A 20,152-nucleotide genomic window follows, 5' to 3' on the forward strand; every position below is an offset into this window, starting at 1 on the left:
TTCGACGTCGTAATTTCATTATAATTCCATCCGGCAAAATGAACAGCGATTGAAGGAAGGGGATCTGAGCAGGAAATCCAACTGTCAGTTGGATTTAGCGCTGCTGCAGCTCGGCATTAAGCTGCTCCACAATGGCTGAATGCCAAGAATACAGTTCGCCGGGACGGATGGACATGAACTTGTGCTTATCCACGATAATCCGGTCTCCGCTGACCGAGGTGAAGCGGATAAACGGTTCTGCCGACAGCATGGATAAGCCCATTCTGCCGGTCCAAGTTTCCAGCGGAACTGTGTCATGAGCCAGGAGGAGCTCCAGCAGATCGTAAAACGTTTTATGCATGATGTTTAACGGGTAACCGGGCATTCCTGGCTGATGATATAGGCATCCACTTCGCTCCAATAATGCTCAATGGCGGCTTGCCTTGTAATCAGGCTCTCCCGGGAGCAATCGCCGGTGCTCATGATCTGCATCAGTCCTGTTTCCCACCCCGCTGGAGTCCAGGGCAGGGTACGGCTCAGATGAATCAGCCATTTGGCATGAGGCACATATTCGCGGTTTGCGCTGAATAAAGCCTCAACTAACTGAGTTGCAGCCTTATTCATCATGGCATGGCCCTGCACGATATCTCCACGGTGGAGCCAGATATCCCCGGCCAGCCGGAAATGCCACCAGCAGTTGAACATCGGGCCTTCCGCCTGCAGCCGCTCCGGCCGCTGTGCCAGCTTTGTGCGCATCAGCTTGGCGATTTGCCCGGAGGGGTCATACAGAATCCGGGCATAGGACAAGTCCCACAAGGCTACACTGTCCCAAGGCTTCTGCAGCTCTTCATCCAAGCTGGAAATCTTGATATCATAGAGATATTCGCCCCGCTTGGTGATGCCCAGGGAAATAGGGGAGCACCCGTTATTCCACAGCTCGTACTGACCGGCCTCCAGATACAAGACCAGATCGATCTCGGATAATTCATCGGCATACCCGCGTGAACATCCTCCGTTCAGAGTAATACCGCAGACCCCATCTAGGGCAGTGAAATCCTGTATCCGGTTATGGAGTTCTTTCAGTATGGAATCAAGCAGATTGGGGCTGGTTACCGTTACATATGGCCTGCTCATATACATTCACCTCTCCCCTAATATATAGCAGGGCGGAGGGAGATTCATTGGAGAGTTTATTCTGAAAATAAAAAATAGCTTGCGTAGTTCCGGAATTCATGATATATTAATTCCTGCACTGCAATAAACATTACTTTGCGGTCGTGGCGGAATTGGCAGACGCGCACGGTTCAGGTCCGTGTGGTAGCAATACCGTGGAGGTTCGAGTCCTCTCGACCGCATAACAAGAAAGAAAGCTTCTGAATTGCCCTTTGGGCAGCTCGGAAGCTTTTTTTTTCAATATCAGAAGCACCTCATTGCTCACTCTGTCAGTAAGACAGTGCGGGAGGGGTTGCCCCGGAGGAGGCCTGCTGCTTGCGGAAGGCAGACGGAGACATACCGCTCTGCTTATTGAAGATGCGGTTGAACTGCGAGAAGCTGTTGAAGCCGCACTGCTCGGCGATGGCGGAGATCTTGTGCCGGGTGTGAATCAGCAGCTGCTGGGCCTTGCGGACACGGGTCATCTGGATATACTCAGTCAAGGTAAAGCCGGTGACCGCTTTGAACTGGTGCGACAAATAATAAGGGCTGATATAGAACTCTCTGGAGATCGAATCCAGGGTCAGCTCGCTGCTGTAACGGCTGTGAATGCAGGCAGTGATGGAATATATTTTTTGCATGGTTGCGTTCCCGATTTCCTCCAGTACATAGCTGTTCATCTCCCGCTGCTGGGTTAAAGCGCACAGAAACTGCTGGAACAGGCTGTGAATCAGCACCGGATTCAGCGGTGAAGCGCTATGGGATACGGTGAAGATGGTGTTAAGAGGAGCGAATACGGCTCTGCGTGGCTCACCCGTTAACCGGTAGATCGGGACTTCTTCTCCGAAAGGGAGTAGTATATTTTTGTAAGCGGTTTCGAAACCGGGTGTATTTGTGGGTACGGCAAAGTTGATGATCAGCCGTTTGTGCGGCGGACCGACGGGATACTGGGTCTTGTGCAGCCGGTACGGACGAAGCAGAACGATGTCATATTGCCGCAGGGCATGCACGTTGCCTTCAATGATATGGGTAGCCCTGGAGTCGAGCAGAATATGAATTTCGTAGAAATCGTGATCATGCTGAAACTCCATATTGATATTGTGGGACCGCTGGTCATAGTCAAAATAATAAAAAAGCGGGTCAGCCGGAGTGTTGATGCGTACGCTATACCCTTGCTCATATAACAGGTCGCTTTCAAGCATATACCCTCGCCGCCTTATTTTATAATTTACATGTATTATAGGTCCAGAAAAGCAAAAAATGCAATGTATGCGGTTTATTACAGCAATTAATAGATAGTTTTTGAACACGGAGGTTTGCTATAGTGGCGATGTGAAAGCGGATACAAGGGGTGAGAGGGATGTTTTTGACCGAAGAAAAGCTGATCCGGCGCCAGGCCGAACTCGGAAAGTACAGATACCTCAAGGTTATGGAGCTTACAGAACTTGCGCTTGCGGAGGATGAGGACGGGGCCAATGGTGTTTATCCGGGGGCTGTTGTGTTTGATGGCACAATCAGGCTGCATGAACACTGGCGCGGGCGTGACCGTTATGTCTGGCTGCGTGCTGTGGTGGTGCTTCCAGAGAGGAAGGCTGGCTTCAAGATTGCAGGCAGATTTGATTTTGGGAAGTCGGGGAGCTTCAACAACTCCGGGTTCGAATCGCTGCTGTTTGTGAACGGGGCGCCTTATCAGGGTGTGGATAACAACCATAGGGAAGTTATTTTTGGCGATGAATTAGGCGGACAGAGTGTGGAATTGGCCTTCCGGCTGTGGTCAGGTCTGGAGGGCGGCGGGCCGCCCGTAATTCAAGAGCACGTGATTAGCGAGGCGATGCTGGGTTATCTGGATGAGACGGTTGATGATCTGTTCTATATGTCGCAGGCGGCACTGGATACCTTCCGTTATCTGGGCAACGACCAGCCGGAGAAGCAGTGGCTGAAAAAGGCGCTGAACGACGCATTCAATGAAATTGACTGGTCTGAGCCCGGCTCGGAGGCACATATCCGCTCGCTGTACCGGGCAGATGCCAGCCTGAACCAGGCGGTTGAGGCCATGCCGCGAACCTTTGATGTGACGATTACGGCTTTGGGCCATACCCATATTGATGTTGCCTGGCTGTGGCGGCTGAAGCACACCCGCGAGAAAACGGCACGTTCCTTCTCGACCGTGCTCCGGCTGATGGAGGAATTCCCGGAATATCAGTTCCTGCAGACACAGCCGCAATTGTACGACTATCTGGAGCGTGATTATCCCGAGCTGTTCGGGCGGATCTCAGAGAAGATCAAGGAAGGCCGCTGGGAGGCGGAAGGGGCCATGTGGCTGGAGGCGGATTGCAATATCCCGTCCGGCGAGTCGCTGGTCCGCCAGATTCTGACGGGCAAGCGCTACCTTCGTGAACAGTTCGGCATTGAGAGCAAATACCTGTGGCTGCCGGATGTGTTCGGCTACAGCTGGGCGCTGCCGCAGATTCTGCGGAGGTCGGGCATAGACACATTCATGACGACCAAAATCAGCTGGAACCAGTTCAACCGGATGCCGCATGACACCTTCTGGTGGCGGGGGATGGATGGCTCGGAGGTTCTGACGCATTTCATCACAACCTCGGAGAAGAACGGGGATGCGTATACGTATAACGGCAGGATGACAGCCGCGCTGCTGCGCGGAATCTGGAATTCGTATCAGGATAAGGAGATCAACGATCATCTGCTGTTTGCTTATGGCTGGGGTGACGGGGGCGGGGGGCCTACGCGGGGGATGCTGGAGCTAAGACGGCGTTTCGATAAGCTTCCGGGGATACCTAAGCTTCAGACGGGCAGCGCGGGGGAGTATTTTGAAGGGCTGCATGAACGTATTGAGAATTCTGAAGCATACGTGCATACATGGAACGGTGAATTATATTTGGAGTGCCACCGGGGGACGTACACTTCGCAGGCCCGCAACAAAAAATACAATCGGCGCTTGGAATTACTGCTGCGGGATGCAGAGTGGCTCCACACGCTGAACGGTGTGAGACACGGCGATCTGGAAACTAGTTATCCTGCGGCGGAACTGCGCGGCATATGGGAGATTCTGCTGCGCAACCAGTTCCATGATATTATCCCCGGCTCGTCGATTAAAGAGGTTTACGAGGATAGTGACCTTGAGTATGCGGAAGGGGAGGCGCGGTCGCTGGCTTTAATTAACGGCATCAGCGGCGGGGAAGAGGGCGGTTACAGCAGCCCTCAGGGCAGCAGCTGTAGCGGCGGTTCTGAGGGGGCGAAATACTTCACGCTGCTGAACAGCTCGACCTGGGACCGCCCGCGTTATCTTGAACTGGCGGGCGAAGCGGACGGCCCGGCCGTTATTCGGGACCGTGCCGGGAAGCTGCTGGAGCAGCAGCCGACGGCAGACGGCGGAAGACTGGTATATGTTCCTTCTGTGCCTGCGCTTGGCACAGCTGTGCTTGCATCAGAGCCAGTGGATGCCCGGGCTTCGGAAGGGGGACCGCTCGCGGATATTGCCGGCCGCCGGCTGGCCACACCGCTGGTTGAGGTGGTCTGGAATGAACAGGGCCATTTCACTTCGATCCGGGACCGGCGTAATGACCGTGAGCTTCTGGTGCCGGGACAGCGCGGCAATGTGCTTCAAGTGTTCGAAGACAAACCGCTGGATTATGAAGCCTGGGATATCGACATCTTCTATCAGGAGAAGATGACGGAGATCTCGCAGCTTACGGAGTGCCGGGTGACCGAGAACGGTCCGCTGCGGGCGGTGCTGCGCATGGCCTGGACGTATCACCGTTCGGTGATTACCCAAGACATCATCTTCTACCGTGATACGTCCAGAATGGATTTCCGGACCGTCATCGACTGGCAGGGGCATAATCAATTGGTGAAGGCGACTTTCCCGGTTGATATCCATGCGCTGGAAGCGACTTATGATATCCAGTTCGGGAATGTCAAACGGCCGACTCACTGGAACACGAGCTGGGATTACGCCCGGTTCGAAACGGTAGGCCACCAGTGGGCCGATGTCAGCGAGAAAGGGTATGGCGTAGCCCTGCTTAATGACTGCAAATACGGTTATGACATCAAAGATAGTGTACTGCGGCTGACCCTGCTGAAATCGGCCGTTCATCCCGACCCGGAGCAGGATCAGGGGCGTCACGCCTTTACGTATGCTCTTTATCCGCATACTGGTGATTTTGTAGAAGGCGGAGTGGTCCAGGAGGCCTGGGAGCTGAATAATCCCCTGCATGCTGTACCGGGACAGCTGGAAGGTGAGCCGCTGTTCTCCATCGGAGGCGGGCATGTGTTGGTCGATGCCGTCAAGTGCTCGGAAGATGGTGCCGATATTGTGCTGCGCCTGCATGAATATGCCGGTTCGCGGACTCAGGTGCGTATAGAGAGCGCCTATTCCATCGCATCCTGGCAGGAGTGCAATTTAATGGAGGAGCCGCAGGGTAAATGGCGGGAGGACGGCTTGTCCTTCCAGATCCGACCTTACGAGATCAGGACGTTTAGAATCAAGCTGCGGCAGGTGTGAATATGAGAGGAGAGTATGGCATGGCGGGGGCAGGAGAGGGGCAACAGTTAGTGAATAGCCGGGTGAACAAGGACGAGATAATCGGAAAGCTGAATCGTGTAACGGAAAAGCTGTTAAAGCTTGACCGGCCGGACAACGAAGCTGAATTACAGAACCTGGGGGAGGATGCGGGACGGCGGGGTTATTTTGCCCGTGATTTCGGAATGGAGGAATGGGACTGGCCGCAGGGTGTGGGGCTGTACGGTCTGCAAAAGCTTGACCGGCATTTCGGGGACGGCCGGTATACAGCTTATGCCAAGCCATGGATGGCCCGCCAGCTGGAGAAAGGACTGCCCAGCCGGAACATTAATACGACCGCACCGCTGCTATCACTGATGGAACTGGCGGAGGCTGGGGAGCTGAGTCTCGAATGGGTAAACTGGCTGATGAATGGCCTGCCCCGCACACTGGAGCAAGGCTATCAGCATGTAACAACAGGAGCGGACAAGAGTGAAATTACACTCCATGAGAATGAAATCTGGATTGATACGTTGTTTATGGCGATTCTGTTTACGGCGAAGATGGGGGTGAAGTACGATAATGCCGAGTGGCGGCAAGCATCGCTGCACCAGCTGCTGCTGCATATCAAATACCTCTATGATAAAAAGACGGGACTGTTCTTCCACGGCTGGCATTTTGGCGGCCGGCATAATTTCAGTGAAGCCTTCTGGTGCCGCGGCAACGGCTGGTTCACGCTCGGACTGCCGGAGTATCTGGAGCTGATGCGCCCGTATGTGGATAGCGGAGTCTTCACGTATCTTCAGCAGATTCTGCAGGCACAGGCGGAGGCCTTGCTGGCCTGTCAGAGTGCAGACGGACTGTGGCATACCCTGCTGGACGATCCGGGCAGTTACACCGAAACATCCGGATCAGCGGCCATCGCAGCTGGCATTCTGCATGGTGTACGGAGGGGGCTGCTGCCGGAGGCCTATGCTGAACCGGCTCTGGGCGCGATTCAGGCTGTGCTGGACCGGATTGACGATGAGGGCACAGTGCTTGGCGTATCGGGCGGCACGCCGATTGGTGCAGCTAAGGAAGATTATAAGGGAATCATTATTGCCCCCATGGCCTACGGTCAGGCGATGGCTCTGGTTGCACTCGGAGAAGCGTTGCAGCACTGTTGAGGTTTGCGCTGGAGTATGGGTCCTGAATCTACCCGAATAAGGATAGGAGTATGATGCTTCGGGCGGTGTGCTGCAACATTTCGCTGGAACAGAAGGGAGGAGTCTCGTGGCAAGGTATGTCATGAAACAGGAGGGAAAAGTTTCGTGGTAAGGTATGTCATGGCACAGGAGGCTCCAAAGATTAGTTGGATTTTCTCCAGCTAAATCGACCATTATCCATAATTTATAATGATTAGTTGGAAAAACTCCATCTATTCCGAATCATAAGCCCTCTATGGGGTGAATTCGGTACAATCAAGTGGAGTTTTTCCAATTAGCCTTCTAATCCTAGCGGTGGAGGGCAAAAGAGGTGGAGAAATTCCACTTAGCCTGATCAGAAGCATGTGCCTTGCCAAACAATTGTTCATAAAGTTCTGATGAAGAACAGGCCTGCACAAGCAAAGTGCTGCCATACTACAAGTCTGTGCGGGTCCCTAATTAGCTGTAAATTAAATGCGGTACAACTTGGCGAAAGATTTGCTTGTCGCTTCGGGGGACTTGGAGTATACTGATCACGGGAGAGGTTAAGCGCTTACCCTCTGAGGAGGATAAGCGAATATGGTAAAACCAATCGTAGTTGGCATTATCGGCGCCGGAAGAATCGGCCGCCTGCATGCGCATAATCTGCGCGTGATGCCGTCGTTTACACTGAAGTCAATTGCGGAGGCTGTAGTGAGCGAGGATTTGCTGGCCTGGGCGGAGAGCCGCGGCCTTGGCCCGGTGTTCGTGGAGGCGGAAGACATTCTGAATGATCCGGAGATCGAGGCGGTGTTCATCTGTACACCAACAGATACCCATGCCACCTGGATTGAGCGGGCCGCCCGCGCCGGGAAGCATATTTTCTGCGAGAAGCCGATCAGCCTGTCGCCCCAGCAGACCAGCCGGGCGCTGCAGATTGCAGAGGAAGCGGGTGTGCTGCTTCAGGTCGGCTTCAACCGCCGGATGGACCCGAGCTTCCGTAAGCTCAAGCAGCTGGTCCAGTCAGGAGAGCTGGGCAGTCCGCATATTGTGAAGATCACTTCACGTGATCCGCAGCCTCCTGGCGAGGCTTATGTCCGCTCTTCCGGCGGAATGTTCATGGATATGACGATCCACGATTTTGATATGGCCCGCTACCTGATGGGCGAGGAAGTGGTTGAAGTGTACACCCGGGGCGCCAATCTGGTCGATCCGATGTTCGGACGCTGCGAAGACGTGGACACGGCTGTAATTACGCTGACCTTCGCCAGTGGCGCGATCTGCGTGATTGATAACAGCCGGAAGGCGGTCTATGGCTATGATCAGCGGGTCGAGGTGTTCGGCTCGCTCGGCTCAGCCACTGCCGACAATTGCCGCCCGACGACAGTAGAGGTATCCACTGCAGCATCGGTCACACGTGATCAGCCGCTGCATTTCTTCCTGGAGCGGTATAACCAGGCCTTCACGGATGAGGTTGCCGCGTTTGCCCAGGCGGTTCGCTTGCAAGAGCCAATCATTTGCAGCGGTATTGACGGGCAGCAGGCGGAACGCATTGCCGAAGCAGCAAAAGAATCGCACCGCACCGGGCTTCCGGTTAAGTTGCAACATGGTTCGCCGACAGCGTAAGTCTTGTAAACGGATGCACATTCTAAAGACAGAGGAGACCGGTGAAGATGCCAGATTTAATCGTTAAGGCTGGAGCGCCCGGCAAGGATGGACTTGTGGCGGCCGTGAGCAAGGAGAGCGCAGGGTGGAAATATGTAGGTTTTGAGGTATACCAGCTGCAGGCTGGGGAGCTGCTTACCCGCAGCGCGGAAGGGAATGAAGTCTGCCTGGTGCTGCTGTCGGGCAAAGCGGACGTAAAGGTAGATGGTGAAGTTTTCGCTGATATCGGCGAGCGGATGTCTGTATTCGAGGATATGCCGCCGTATGCGGTGTACGTTCCGGCAGGAGGGCAATATGAAGTTACTGCCCTAACGGAACTGGAGCTGGGTGTCTGTCTTGCTCCGGCAACGGGCAAATATCCTCCGCGGCTGATCACCCCGTCCGATGCAGTATCCGAGGATCGCGGCTCCGGCAGTATGTCACGGCGGGTGGTCAATATTCTTCCTGAGCAGAGTGAAGCCGAGAGCCTGCTGGTTGTTGAAGTGCGCACGAGCGGGGGCAACTGGTCCAGCTATCCTCCGCATAAGCATGACCAGGATAATCTGCCGGCAGAATCTTATCTGGAAGAAACGTATTATCACCGGGTAAACCCCGCCCACGGCTTTGTGGTGCAGCGGGTATACAGTGACGATAGAAGCCTTGATGAGACGATGGCCGTAACGGATCGCTGCATTGTGCTCGTTCCGGAAGGCTACCATCCGGTATCCGCCCCGCCGGGCTACGATTCTTATTATCTGAATGTAATGGCAGGTCCGGTCCGTACTTGGGTCTTCCATAACGACCCGGAGCATGAGTGGCTATTCGGGGCGCAGCAGCAACGCCCGGACAAACAGGAATAATCAAGGCAGATCCAAGAGGGGCTTCCGGAATGGCGGAGGCCCCTCTTTGCGTAATCTGATGACGATCTGTGGACAACTGCACGGCTTCATAGACACCGTCTGGCGAGTTCCCTATAATCTATATAAAAGGTAGGAGTGCGGAGGGGGAGTTTGGAACTGGAGGAGCCGCAGTTACGACCAGTACCCTAATATGAAAGTCTAAAGTTCCACTTATAACAGGTATAAGATTGCATGAACGCAAAGGCGGGCTTACTAACGATGAAACCTACGATATATGATGTGGCACGGGAAGCGGGAGTCTCGATCGCTACGGTGTCCAAGGTATTGAACAAGAGCGGGCGGATTAGCGACAAGACGCGGGAGAAAGTGGGCCGGGTCATGGAGGAGCTGAATTATCAGCCGAGTCTGGTAGCCTCTGCGCTGACGAGCCGAAGGACAGGAACGATTGGGCTGATGATTCCGGATATCGCCAATCCATTTTTTGCAGAGGCAGCACGCAGTATTGAAGATTACGCACAGGAACAGGGGAGCGACTTAATCGTGTGCAGTACGGACCGGAACGACGAGAAGGCGGCCAGATATATCTCGCTGCTCTTGCGCAAGCGGGTGGACGGTCTAATCATTGCTTCCCATACTGGCAATCCTGACATGATCCGCCGCCTGCTGGCTGATCATGTGCCGCTAGTGCTGTTCTCGGCGGATATCCGCATGATGGAGAGCAACTCTGTTACGGTGGATGATTACAAAGGCGGCTATCAGGCGACAGAATATTTGCTGTCCTTAGGGCATCGCAAACTGGGCATTATATCCGACAATTTGCCGGGGAGCAAGCTGCGTGCTGAGGGTTTCCTGGATGCGCTGAAGGCGGCGGGTATCCCCTTCGACAATCCGGCGAATATCACGCATACTTCGGCTACGCTTGAGAACGGCCGCAAAGCTGCCGCCGCAATGCTGGGCCAGACAGAGGCGGAGCGGCCAACAGCAGTGTTCGCCTGCAACGACCTGCTCGCTATCGGGGTATTGAAGGAGGCGCGCAGCGCGGGTCTGTCCATTCCCCGGGATCTGTCCGTAGTGGGCTTTGACAATACGATGCTGGCAGACATTTGCCATCCCACTTTAACCAGCATTGCCCAGCCCCTGCGCGAGATGACGGAGCAGGCCATGATTCTGCTGAACCAAGCCATCGACAACCCGGAGATGCCGAGGCGCAAAATCATGCTGATGCCTGAGCTGGTTGTCCGTCATTCCACGGGTCCGGTACCGGGTTGAAAGAGAAAGATATCTTAAGGAGTTGGGCGTAGGTGTCAATCCATGAGAAGGTACAACAGTGGGAACGGGAAGAGGGCGTCAGGCTCTTTCAAAATCTCGGTCTGCCCCGTAATGCGGCGATTTTAGATTATGGGTGTGGATTTGGTCATTATTCAATAGCCGCTTCAAGGTTTCTGGGAGGCAAGGACGGACAGGTATATGCAGTAGATATCAATAAGGATTGCCTGAAACATGTTTCTAAGGTAGCTGATGAGGAAGGTCTGGTAAATATTATAGCTGCCGGAGGGAACAAGGATTATAGCTTTAACTTTTCAAATGATTTTTTTGACATGATTATGTTCTATGACCTCTTGCATGGCGATGGATTTCATAGATTTACCCTGTATGAAGAGGCTTCAAGAACTCTGAAAAAAGGGGGAATCTTGTCGATTCTGCCGTTCCATCTGTCAAACTTCCGGGATAAGGAAGGAAAGAAAAAAAGCTACTCCTACCGTAAATTGGTCTTGGAAGCTCAAGAATATGGGTTTACGGAAATCAGCGAAAAGCCGCTGGGCATTCATTTTGAGAAATATCACAGCGCATATTATATAAATAAAGGCGGAGTTGAATTCGAGAATTTGGAAAGAGCAGAAATTTTGAATTTGCAAAAAAACTAAGGTTCAAGTCCATAAGCTTGGCACCTGAAAGGCCAGTCTAGTACATAGACTGGCTTGTTTGCGTGTCTTGTAGGGCTGTCGTGCAAGTGTGATGATAGCGCTTCAAATTGAGGATTGCCAAACCTGAACTTCTAAACTATACTAAAGGGGAAAATCAGGTTAAGCGCTTACCCTTCCCCGTAATGATTTGTATTGTAATTAAAGAACCGGCTGTAGTTGTTCCGGTCCCTTTTCTCTGAAGCTTTTTCAAGGAGGCGTCACTATGAACGGTTTACAGTTTGATTCCGCACGGCCGCTGGACTTAATCGCCGTCGGCCGGCTCTGCATTGACCTCAACGCCAATGAAACCGGCAGACCTATGGAAGAGACCATGACCTTCACCAAATATGTCGGCGGCTCGCCTGCCAATATCGTAATCGGCACGGCCCGGCTGGGCCTGCGCACCGGCTTCATCGGCAAACTTGCCGATGACCAGATGGGCCGGTTTATCCGCACCTATCTGCAGAACAATGGCATTGATGACAGCCAGGTGAGTGTGGACCGGACCGGTGCGGTGACGGGGCTTGCTTTTACAGAAATTAAGAGTCCGCAGGAATGCAGCATTCTGATGTACCGGGATCATGTGGCGGATCTGCTGCTGAATACGGGGGAAATCTCGGAGGATTACATCCGGCAGGCCAAGGCGCTGCTGATCTCCGGCACCGCTCTGGCGCAGAGCCCCTCCCGTGAGGCAGTGTTTCTGGCACTGGAGTTTGCCCGCAAGCATAACGTAACTGTATTTTTTGATCTGGATTACCGCCCGTATACCTGGAAATCGGCCGCAGAGACGGCCGTCTACTATAATCTGGCTGCCGAGAAATGCCACTGCATCATCGGTACCCGCGAGGAATTCAATATGATGGAGAGCCTGTACAATGTGGCTGACGAAGACGATGAAAGAACGGCCAGCCGCTGGTTCTCGCATCAGGCGAAGCTGGTTGTCATCAAGCATGGCGGCAGCGGCTCGATCTCTTATACAGCAGACGGGCAGAGCCACCGGAGCGGTATTTTTCCGGCCAAGGTACTGAAAACGTTCGGCGCCGGCGATTCTTATGCCTCCGCCTTCATCCACAGCCTGATGCACGGCGACAGTGTCAGTGAAGCCATGCGACGCGGCAGTGCTTCGGCCTCCATCGTCATCTCCCGCCACAGCTGCTCGGACGCGATGCCGACCCTGGAGGAATTGGAAGCGTTCTTACTGGCAAATGAGGAGATTACTTCAGGCGCTTAGTGAGAAGGGCGGAAGCCGCGGATGCACCTGAGACAGCGGAAGGATCCGAAGCCGCAGGCAAAGTCAATCGTATCGCACAGCGGTGCAGCAATACTTTAGCAGCAGTACATCATTAGAGCCGAGGGAGTGGACAGAATGGCAGAGCAAACCGTGGAAGTACTGAACAACTATATAGACGGGCAATGGGTAGAGGCGGATACGAAGCTGACAGAGCTGGTATTTAATCCGGCCACTGGTGAGGAGCTGGCCAGAGTTCCGTTGTCCGGCAGAGCCGATGTTGAACGGGCTGTGGCGGCAGCGAAAGCGGCTTTTGCCGACTGGTCCAAAACGCCGGTGCCGCGCAGAGCACGGATTTTATTCAAATATCAGCAGCTGCTCGTGAACCATTGGGAGGAACTGGCGGAAACCATTACACTGGAGAACGGAAAAAGCTTCAAAGAAGCCTACGGCGAGGTACAGCGCGGCATCGAGTGTGTTGAGTTCGCGGCTGGTGCGCCAACGCTGATGATGGGCCGGCAGCTGCCGGATATTGCGACAGGCATTGAGTCCGGGATGTACCGCTATCCCATCGGGGTGGTCGGCGGGATTACACCGTTTAATTTTCCGATGATGGTGCCCTGCTGGATGTTCCCGCTGGCTATTGCCTGCGGCAACACCTTTGTGCTGAAGCCCTCGGAGCGTACCCCGCTGCTGGCGGCGCGCCTAGTTGAACTGCTGGCGGAAGCCGGACTGCCGAAAGGTGTGCTCAATATCGTTAACGGTGCGCATGAGGTGGTCAACGGGCTGCTGGAGCATCCCGATGTGAAGGCGGTTTCTTTTGTCGGATCGCAGCCGGTGGCTGAATATGTCTACCAAAAAGGAACAGCCCACCTGAAGCGGGTTCAGGCGCTGGCCGGGGCAAAGAATCATTCCATCGTCCTGGCAGACGCGAACCTTGAGGCTTCCGCCAACCAGATTGTGAATGCCGCCTTCGGCTCAGCCGGAGAGCGCTGCATGGCTTGCTCTGTAGTGACGGTGCAGGAGGAGGTTGCCGATGAGCTGATCCGGGTTCTGCTGCGTGAATGCGATGGTATGACTATCGGTAACGGGCTGGATGAGGATACATTTCTCGGACCGGTCATCCGCCAAGGCCATAAGGACAAAACCGCCGCTTACATTGATCAGGGTGTGGCTGAAGGAGCGAAGCTGCTCAGAGATGGCCGGGAAGATGCTGCCGTGCAGGGACAGGGTTATTTTATCGGGCCGACGGTGTTTGACGGGGTGACCCGGGAGATGAAGATCTGGCAGGAGGAAATTTTTGCGCCTGTGCTGTCCGTAATACGGGTCAAAAATGTGGAAGAGGCGGTGGAGATCGCCAATAGCTCGCGTTTTGCCAACGGGGCTTGTATTTTTACGAATGACGGCGGGAAAGTACGCTATTTCCGGGAGCATATCGAGTCAGGTATGCTGGGGGTGAATGTCGGGGTACCGGCGCCAATGGCCTTCTTCCCCTTCTCCGGCTGGAAGGATTCCTTCTACGGTGATCTTCATGCGAACGGAAGCGACGGGGTTGAATTCTACACACGCAAAAAGGTCGTTACTGCCCGCTGGCAGTAGAACAGGCGAAGGGAGGAAATGAAGTGGAGCGAATCCAATTAACAACGGCGCAGGCGCTGGTAAAATTCCTGGATCAGCAGTATGTGGACTTTGGCAGTGGCCCGGAACGCTTCATCCATGGCATATTCACCCTCTTTGGCCATGGCAACGTACTCGGAATGGGGGAGGCGCTGCAGGAAGCGCCGGGCGGGCTGACGGTCTACCAGGGCCGGAACGAGCAGGGGATGGTGCATGCGGCGACCGCATTTGCCAAGCAGAGCCGCAGGCGGCGGATTATGGCCTGCACCGCTTCCGTAGGGCCGGGTTCAGCAAATATGCTGACGGCTGCCGCGACGGCAACGGCGAATCAGATTCCTGTTCTGCTGCTTCCCGGTGACACCTTTGCCACCCGCCAGCCTGACCCGGTGCTGCAGCAGATGGAGCATACCTACAATCTCTCGATTACAGTCAATGACGCCTTCAAGGCGGTGAGCAAATATTGGGATCGGATTTCCCGGCCGGAGCAGCTGATGACGGCACTGCTGAACGCGATGCGTGTGCTGACCGATCCGGCCGATACCGGGGCGGTTACGATCGCACTGCCGCAGGATGTGCAGGGGGAAGCGTGGGATTATCCGCTGGAGTTCTTCAAGCGGCGGGTCCACCGGGTCGCTCCGCGGCTGCCCCGCCCGGATGAGATCGCTGCGGCTGTTGAGCTGATTGCGAGCAAACAGCGGCCTTTGCTGATCTGCGGAGGCGGGGTCCGGTATAGTGACGCCGGAGCTGAGCTTCGCGCTTTTGCAGAGAAATTCGCCATCCCCTTTGGGGAGACGCAGGCTGGAAAAAGCGCAGTGACCAGCAGCTTTGCCTACAATCTCGGCGGCATAGGCGTCACCGGCAATGGCTGTGCCAATATGCTGGCTCAGGAGGCTGATCTGGTAATCGGTGTCGGCACCCGGTTTACGGACTTCACTACAGGCTCGAAGAGCCTGTTCACACATCCTGAGGTGGAGTTTCTGACGCTCAACGCCTCACCTTACCATGCAGCCAAACTGGATGCGCTGGCTGTGGTCTGTGACGCTGCAGAAGGCCTGAAAGCATTATCTGCTGCTCTGGAGGAACGTGGGTACCGCTCTGCTTATACGGATGAAATCACCTGGGCAAAGCAGGCGTGGGAAGCGGAGAGAACCCGTCTGGCTGGCGTGGAGTATACGGGGATAAAGGGTAGTTTGAAGGCGGGGGGCACGAAGGAAGCCGGTGTGTTGGATGGTGTGAAGGATGCCGGTACGATGGAGGATGGCGTGAAGGAAGCGGACCGCCCGGCGGATTCATTCGTGCCGGAAATTGCCGGACATCTCGATGAAAGGCTACCCGAGTATGCGGAAGCGCTGAATACTTCGCTGGCGCAGACTCAGGTGCTCGCAATACTTAATGAATATATCCCTGAGGACGCCATCGTCATCGGAGCAGCCGGCAGCCTGCCGGGCGATATGCAGCGGATGTGGAATTCGGCTGTGCCGGATACTTACCATATGGAATACGGATTTTCGTGCATGGGGTATGAGATCGCCGGTGCACTCGGCATCAAATTGGCCGAACCGGAGCGGGAAGTATACGCCCTGGTCGGAGACGGCAGCTATCAGATGCTGCATTCGGAGCTGGTAACGAGTCTGCAGGAGAACAAGAAGATCAACGTTATCCTGCTCGACAATGCAGGCTTCGGCTGCATCAACAATCTGCAGATGGAACAGGGTCTGGGCAGCATGGCGACAGAATTCCGCCACCGCGGCCAAGACGGCCGGCTGAGCGGCGAACTGATGGTCATCGACTATGCTGCCAGTGCTGCCGGTTATGGGGTCAAGACTTTCCGGGCGGCGACCGTGGAAGAGCTGCGTAATGCTCTGACAGAAGCTCGGGCGGCAGACCGGTCCACGCTGATCGACATCAAGGTGCTGCCTAAGACAATGACACACGGTTATGGAGCCTGGTGGCATGTCGGTGTACCGGAAGTGTCGGGCAGCGAAGCCGTGCAGGCTGCCTACGTGCAGAAACAAGGACAGCTGGAGAAGGCACGCAGTTATTGAAAGTGTATTAGCACAGAGGGAGGGGTAGTACCGATGATGTTCAAAGAACATGCGGTCAGGCTGGCGATTGCCCCCATCGCCTGGACTAATGATGATATGCCTGAACTGGGGCGGAACAATACGTTTGAGCAGTGCATCAGTGAGATGGCCCTGGCCGGATATGAGGGCAGCGAAGTGGGCAACAAATATCCGCGTTCTCCGGAGCGGCTGCACCGGGCGCTTGAACTGCGCGGGCTGCAGATTGCCAGCGCCTGGTTCAGTGCCTATCTGACGGCAGGTCCTTATGAGGAGACGGCGAAAGCTTTTATCGCACACCGTGACTTCCTGCATGAGATGGGAGCCAAAGTAATTGTAGTTTCCGAGCAGGGACGCAGCATCCAAGGGCAGATGGATACGCCGCTGTTCGCAGCCAAGCCTGTATTTACGGAACGTGAGTGGGCGGTGCTCGCTGAAGGCTTGGGCGGGCTGGGCCGCCTGGCGGCCGAGAAGGATATGGTGCTTGTCTATCACCATCATATGGGAACCGGAGTGCAGACGGCGGCCGAAATCACCCGGCTGATGGAGCTCACCGATCCCGGCGAGGTATCCCTGCTGTTTGATACGGGGCATCTGGCTTTTGCCGGGGAGAATCCTTTGGAGGTGCTGCGCACCCATCTGCCGCGGATTAAGCATGTCCACTTGAAGGATGTCCGGCCAGGAGTTGTCCAGCGTGTGATTTCGGATGGGCTCAGCTTCCTGCAGGCGGTAAAAGCAGGAGCGTTCACCGTGCCGGGGGACGGGTGCATTGCGTTTGCTGAGATTTTTGCCGAGTTGGCAGCGGCATCCTATTCGGGATGGTTTGTGGTGGAAGCGGAGCAGGACCCGGCGCTGGCCGATCCGCTGGAATACGCGATCAAGGCGCGCCGTTATATCCGGGAAGTCAGCGGCTTATAAGCCGCCCGGGCGGTGGAATGGGCGGCTGTGATTTGGCCGGCTTGCCCAGGTGAATGTGCATGCGGGGTTGCGCAGCTGCGGCTGTGCTCACCCCGCCTTTTGCATTGGTAGGGGCATGTGAACTTCTATCGTTGCGGGGATAAAGGTGTGGATTAAGGAGAGAATCTTTGGATTCGGTCCATCCGGATGCTTCATTCGTCAACTCCGGGAACAAGGTTGTTAGGAGAATCCGTCAGCATCCAATATTTTCCCCGTTGGCTGGGCCCAGGGAGCATATGCTATAATGGCAGCAATTCGGACGGGAGCTTCATTTAATTAAGCGAAGCCAAGTTTTTGGGCGGCGTGTGCCTGGAGCGGCCGGACCGCGGCCTGGTATCCTAACGGTTGTGGAGGGGGTTGTCTATTGTTCCGTACCTGGTATCACCGATTGCTGCTGTCCTATTTCCCTATCTTTTTGCTAACTGTGACAATCCTGATTTTTGCCTCATTTGTATTTATCAATGACATTTCCCGGATGGAGACCAAAAAGGCGGACCGCATCTCTGCCAGTTATCTCATGGATAATGTGGACCGGACGGTCAAAGAGGTCGAACTGTCTGTACTGGAAGCTGCCGAGCGCAGCGATGCCTATAAGCGTTACTTCAATAACCAGGGTGAAGCAGATACGGGGGCAGTCTATGCTGTAGCCCAGAGTCTGCGCAATCTTATTCATGAATCCTCCTATATTCAATCGATCTATCTATATGACAAAAGAAATGAAAGCGTTTTAACAGAAACTGGATTGAAGGAGCTTACCGGATTCGTAGACGAAGACTGGATTAGGCATATCACCTCTGGCGTTTTGCCGGAAGGCTGGCAGCCTGTCAGGGAATATAAATATGAGATCATTCAGCGTACGCCCATACGTGTGCTTACTATAAATAAAGCCATGCCGCTTCCCTTCGGTTCAGGGGGAGTACTGGTGATCAATATCAAAATGAGCGGAATTGAGCAGCTTGTCGACAGCATGGTCAATCAGCAGCTCTCGTTCCTGACCATTTCCGGCAGCGATGGGCAGACCGTGTACCGGGCGCATTCGGACAGCGAGGGTTCCATAAGCGGCAAGCTGCTGAACACGCTATATCTGGAGAGGCTCGGCTGGACGTTCTCCAGCGGAATCAAGGCAGGCAACCTGTTCAGCTGGGTGTCTGTAATTTCCTATCTCTGGGTGGCGATTGCTCTTGGAACCGTCATATGTGCGATTTTTTACCTGGTCTATGTGACCCGGCGCAATTATAAACCGATCCAGGTCATTATGAACCGGATTGAAGGCCACCAGATTCGCAGGATGGACCAGTCGACGGACCGGCCTGACGAAATGATGCTCATTGACGGGGTGCTGGAAGATCTGATCAACAACATGACGGATTATGATAAAAAAAGCAGGGAGAACCTGCTGCTGCAGCGCAGCAAGCTGTTCACCGATCTGCTGCACAGCGAGCGGCTCGACAATGTCATTCAGCGGCTGGAGGATCTGTCACCGCTTACTGGTGCCGATTCCTCTTCCCGCTTTATGGTTGTGCTCAGCGAAATTAACCGCTATGAGCAGGTATTCGAGGACCGCTATACAAGGGGAGATCAGAACACGCTCAAGTTTGCCCTGATGAATGTTTTTCAGGAATTGGCGCGAAATGCAGAGCTCCAGGGCTGGGCGGAGTGGGTCGGGACGGAGCGGGCAGCGATTCTTTTCCTGGCCACCGGCAGCGATGAGGAAATGACCGGCAAGATCCGCCTGTTCGCTGAAGATTGCCGCTCCTGGGTAGAGCAGAATTTGCGGATTTCACTCAGCTTTGGCATCGGCCCGGCTGCAGCCGGACCGGAGACGATCCGGGAGTCTTATGCAGCAGCCGAACATGTCATGCAGCATAAGCTGCTGATGCATGAGGATATCGCGCTGGCGGAATGCGGGGAAGCGCGCCAGCCGCTGCTTGAAACGTACAAATATCTGCAGATGATTGCCGAGTTTGTCAAACAGTTCCGGATGTCGAGCGGACAATGGCGGGAGCAGCTGGAGGGGATTTTTGAAGCGTTTGAACAGGATTTTCTGCAGGATGACGATATCCGTTCACTGATTCAGGCTATGCTGCAGATGCTGAGCCGTGAAGTGGCCGTAATGTCGGAGCAGCTGCAGGATGAGCTGTCAGCAGAGAATGCCCGGGTCCGGCTGAAGGGGCTGGAGAAGGCTGACTCCATCGACGAAGTGAAGAGCATTCTGTTTGAATATTTGACGGAGTTATTCCGTACCTATGTCTCGGCCAGTGAGACCAAGAGCTACCGGGCAATGGTTACCGAGATGAAGAACTATATCGAAGAGAACTTTGCCAATCCCGATCTGTCCCTGAAGCATTTAAGCGACCGTTTCCAGGTATCCGGCAAGTATGCCAGTTACCTGTTCAAAACCGAATTCAAAATGAAATTTGTTGATTTCGTTACCGAGCTGCGGATGAAGGAAGCGGAACAGCTGCTGCTGGAGACGGAATCTTCACTGCAGGATATCGCACTCCAGGTGGGCTATGCGAATGCGATTACGTTCGGGAGGGTATTTAAACGGGTTGCCGGCATCACGCCGGGCGATTACCGTTCTTTGAAGCGCCGCGGAGCATCCAAGGCCTAAGGTAAATGTTCTGTTTATGGCTCCATAGCGATACCCGTTCAGCTTGCCGGTCTCGAAAGTGAAACGTCAGGCTCATTCTTTTTAACCAAGCCGCATTCCTGCTAGCAAACCTCCGTCAGGAGCATGCAAACACGGATGCGGCTTCTATTTTTCATGCTTTTGAAAGCGGTTTATCATACGAAAATAGTTGGTCCGATAAACCGGAAGTCCGAATTATTAGCGTTTTTGCAATCGGAAACAGGTTTATTGTCAGGCCTCAGGAGAGTGTGGAATACTGTGGTCATCCCGGAACGTTAAGCGGCCAGGCAGTAAAGGCAGCGTGAGCGTGAAAGCATTCTTTTCTGAAGAAAGGCAGTACGGGAGCTCGGATGTGAGGTTGGGGGATTCATAAA

Annotated in this window: 14 protein-coding genes and 1 tRNA gene; 12 read left to right on the top strand and 3 right to left on the bottom strand. The window is 54.5% G+C overall.

What is annotated here, in order from left to right; translation table 11 throughout:
* Positions 1 to 94: 94 nt before the first annotated feature.
* Together JRJ22_RS01265 and JRJ22_RS01270 are read right to left on the bottom strand one after the other, a co-directional pair.
* Positions 95 to 340, bottom strand: coding sequence for a hypothetical protein (locus tag JRJ22_RS01265; protein ID WP_206102794.1), 246 nt, complete (start codon positions 338 to 340; stop codon positions 95 to 97).
* A gap of 5 nt (positions 341 to 345) precedes the next feature.
* Entirely contained in the window at positions 346 to 1,113 is a 768-nt protein-coding gene (locus JRJ22_RS01270; protein ID WP_206102795.1) for a DUF4037 domain-containing protein, read from the bottom strand.
* Positions 1,114 to 1,250: 137 nt separating this feature from the next.
* On the opposite strand from JRJ22_RS01270, the gene JRJ22_RS01275 reads away from it, so the two are divergent.
* Positions 1,251 to 1,334: transfer RNA gene (locus JRJ22_RS01275), tRNA-Leu, on the top strand.
* Positions 1,335 to 1,421: 87 nt separating this feature from the next.
* Here JRJ22_RS01275 and JRJ22_RS01280 read toward each other — a convergent pair.
* Positions 1,422 to 2,333 (bottom strand): helix-turn-helix transcriptional regulator, encoded by a 912-nt coding sequence (locus tag JRJ22_RS01280; RefSeq protein ID WP_206102796.1) that lies wholly within the window; start codon positions 2,331 to 2,333, stop codon positions 1,422 to 1,424.
* A gap of 158 nt (positions 2,334 to 2,491) precedes the next feature.
* Here JRJ22_RS01280 and JRJ22_RS01285 point away from each other — a divergent pair, with 158 nt between their 5' ends.
* From JRJ22_RS01285 to JRJ22_RS01335, 11 genes are all read left to right on the top strand, one after another.
* On the top strand, positions 2,492 to 5,656 hold the full coding sequence (locus JRJ22_RS01285) for an alpha-mannosidase (RefSeq protein WP_206102797.1): 3,165 nt from the start codon (positions 2,492 to 2,494) through the stop codon (positions 5,654 to 5,656).
* A 2-nt stretch (positions 5,657 to 5,658) separates the two neighbouring features.
* The gene (locus JRJ22_RS01290; RefSeq protein WP_232381002.1) at positions 5,659 to 6,819 is read left to right on the top strand and encodes a glycoside hydrolase family 88/105 protein; all 1,161 of its coding nucleotides are present in this window, start codon (positions 5,659 to 5,661) and stop codon (positions 6,817 to 6,819) included.
* Between the two features lie 597 nt (positions 6,820 to 7,416).
* Entirely contained in the window at positions 7,417 to 8,442 is a 1,026-nt protein-coding gene (gene iolG / locus JRJ22_RS01295) for an inositol 2-dehydrogenase (RefSeq protein WP_206102798.1), read from the top strand.
* 47 nt (positions 8,443 to 8,489) lie between these two features.
* A complete protein-coding gene (iolB, locus tag JRJ22_RS01300; protein WP_206102799.1) occupies positions 8,490 to 9,320 on the top strand; it encodes a 5-deoxy-glucuronate isomerase in 831 nt (276 codons plus the stop codon).
* Positions 9,321 to 9,578: 258 nt separating this feature from the next.
* Entirely contained in the window at positions 9,579 to 10,589 is a 1,011-nt protein-coding gene (locus tag JRJ22_RS01305; protein ID WP_206102800.1) for a LacI family DNA-binding transcriptional regulator, read from the top strand.
* Between the two features lie 32 nt (positions 10,590 to 10,621).
* Positions 10,622 to 11,245, top strand: coding sequence for a class I SAM-dependent methyltransferase (locus tag JRJ22_RS01310; RefSeq protein ID WP_206102801.1), 624 nt, complete (start codon positions 10,622 to 10,624; stop codon positions 11,243 to 11,245).
* 262 nt (positions 11,246 to 11,507) lie between these two features.
* Positions 11,508 to 12,515 carry a 5-dehydro-2-deoxygluconokinase gene (iolC, locus tag JRJ22_RS01315; RefSeq protein WP_206102802.1) on the top strand — a complete coding sequence of 336 codons (1,008 nt, stop codon included), beginning with the start codon at positions 11,508 to 11,510 and terminating at the stop codon, positions 12,513 to 12,515.
* 135 nt (positions 12,516 to 12,650) lie between these two features.
* Positions 12,651 to 14,111 (top strand): CoA-acylating methylmalonate-semialdehyde dehydrogenase, encoded by a 1,461-nt coding sequence (locus JRJ22_RS01320; protein WP_206102803.1) that lies wholly within the window; start codon positions 12,651 to 12,653, stop codon positions 14,109 to 14,111.
* Positions 14,112 to 14,134: 23 nt separating this feature from the next.
* A complete protein-coding gene (gene iolD, locus JRJ22_RS01325) occupies positions 14,135 to 16,174 on the top strand; it encodes a 3D-(3,5/4)-trihydroxycyclohexane-1,2-dione acylhydrolase (decyclizing) (RefSeq protein WP_206102804.1) in 2,040 nt (679 codons plus the stop codon).
* Between the two features lie 36 nt (positions 16,175 to 16,210).
* Entirely contained in the window at positions 16,211 to 17,107 is an 897-nt protein-coding gene (gene iolE, locus JRJ22_RS01330; RefSeq protein WP_206104932.1) for a myo-inosose-2 dehydratase, read from the top strand.
* Between the two features lie 403 nt (positions 17,108 to 17,510).
* The gene (locus JRJ22_RS01335) at positions 17,511 to 19,760 is read left to right on the top strand and encodes a helix-turn-helix domain-containing protein (protein WP_206102805.1); all 2,250 of its coding nucleotides are present in this window, start codon (positions 17,511 to 17,513) and stop codon (positions 19,758 to 19,760) included.
* The last annotated feature ends 392 nt before the right edge of the window (positions 19,761 to 20,152 follow it).

The sequence above is a fragment of the Paenibacillus tianjinensis genome (assembly GCF_017086365.1).
GTDB lineage: Bacteria > Bacillota > Bacilli > Paenibacillales > Paenibacillaceae > Paenibacillus_AQ > Paenibacillus_AQ tianjinensis.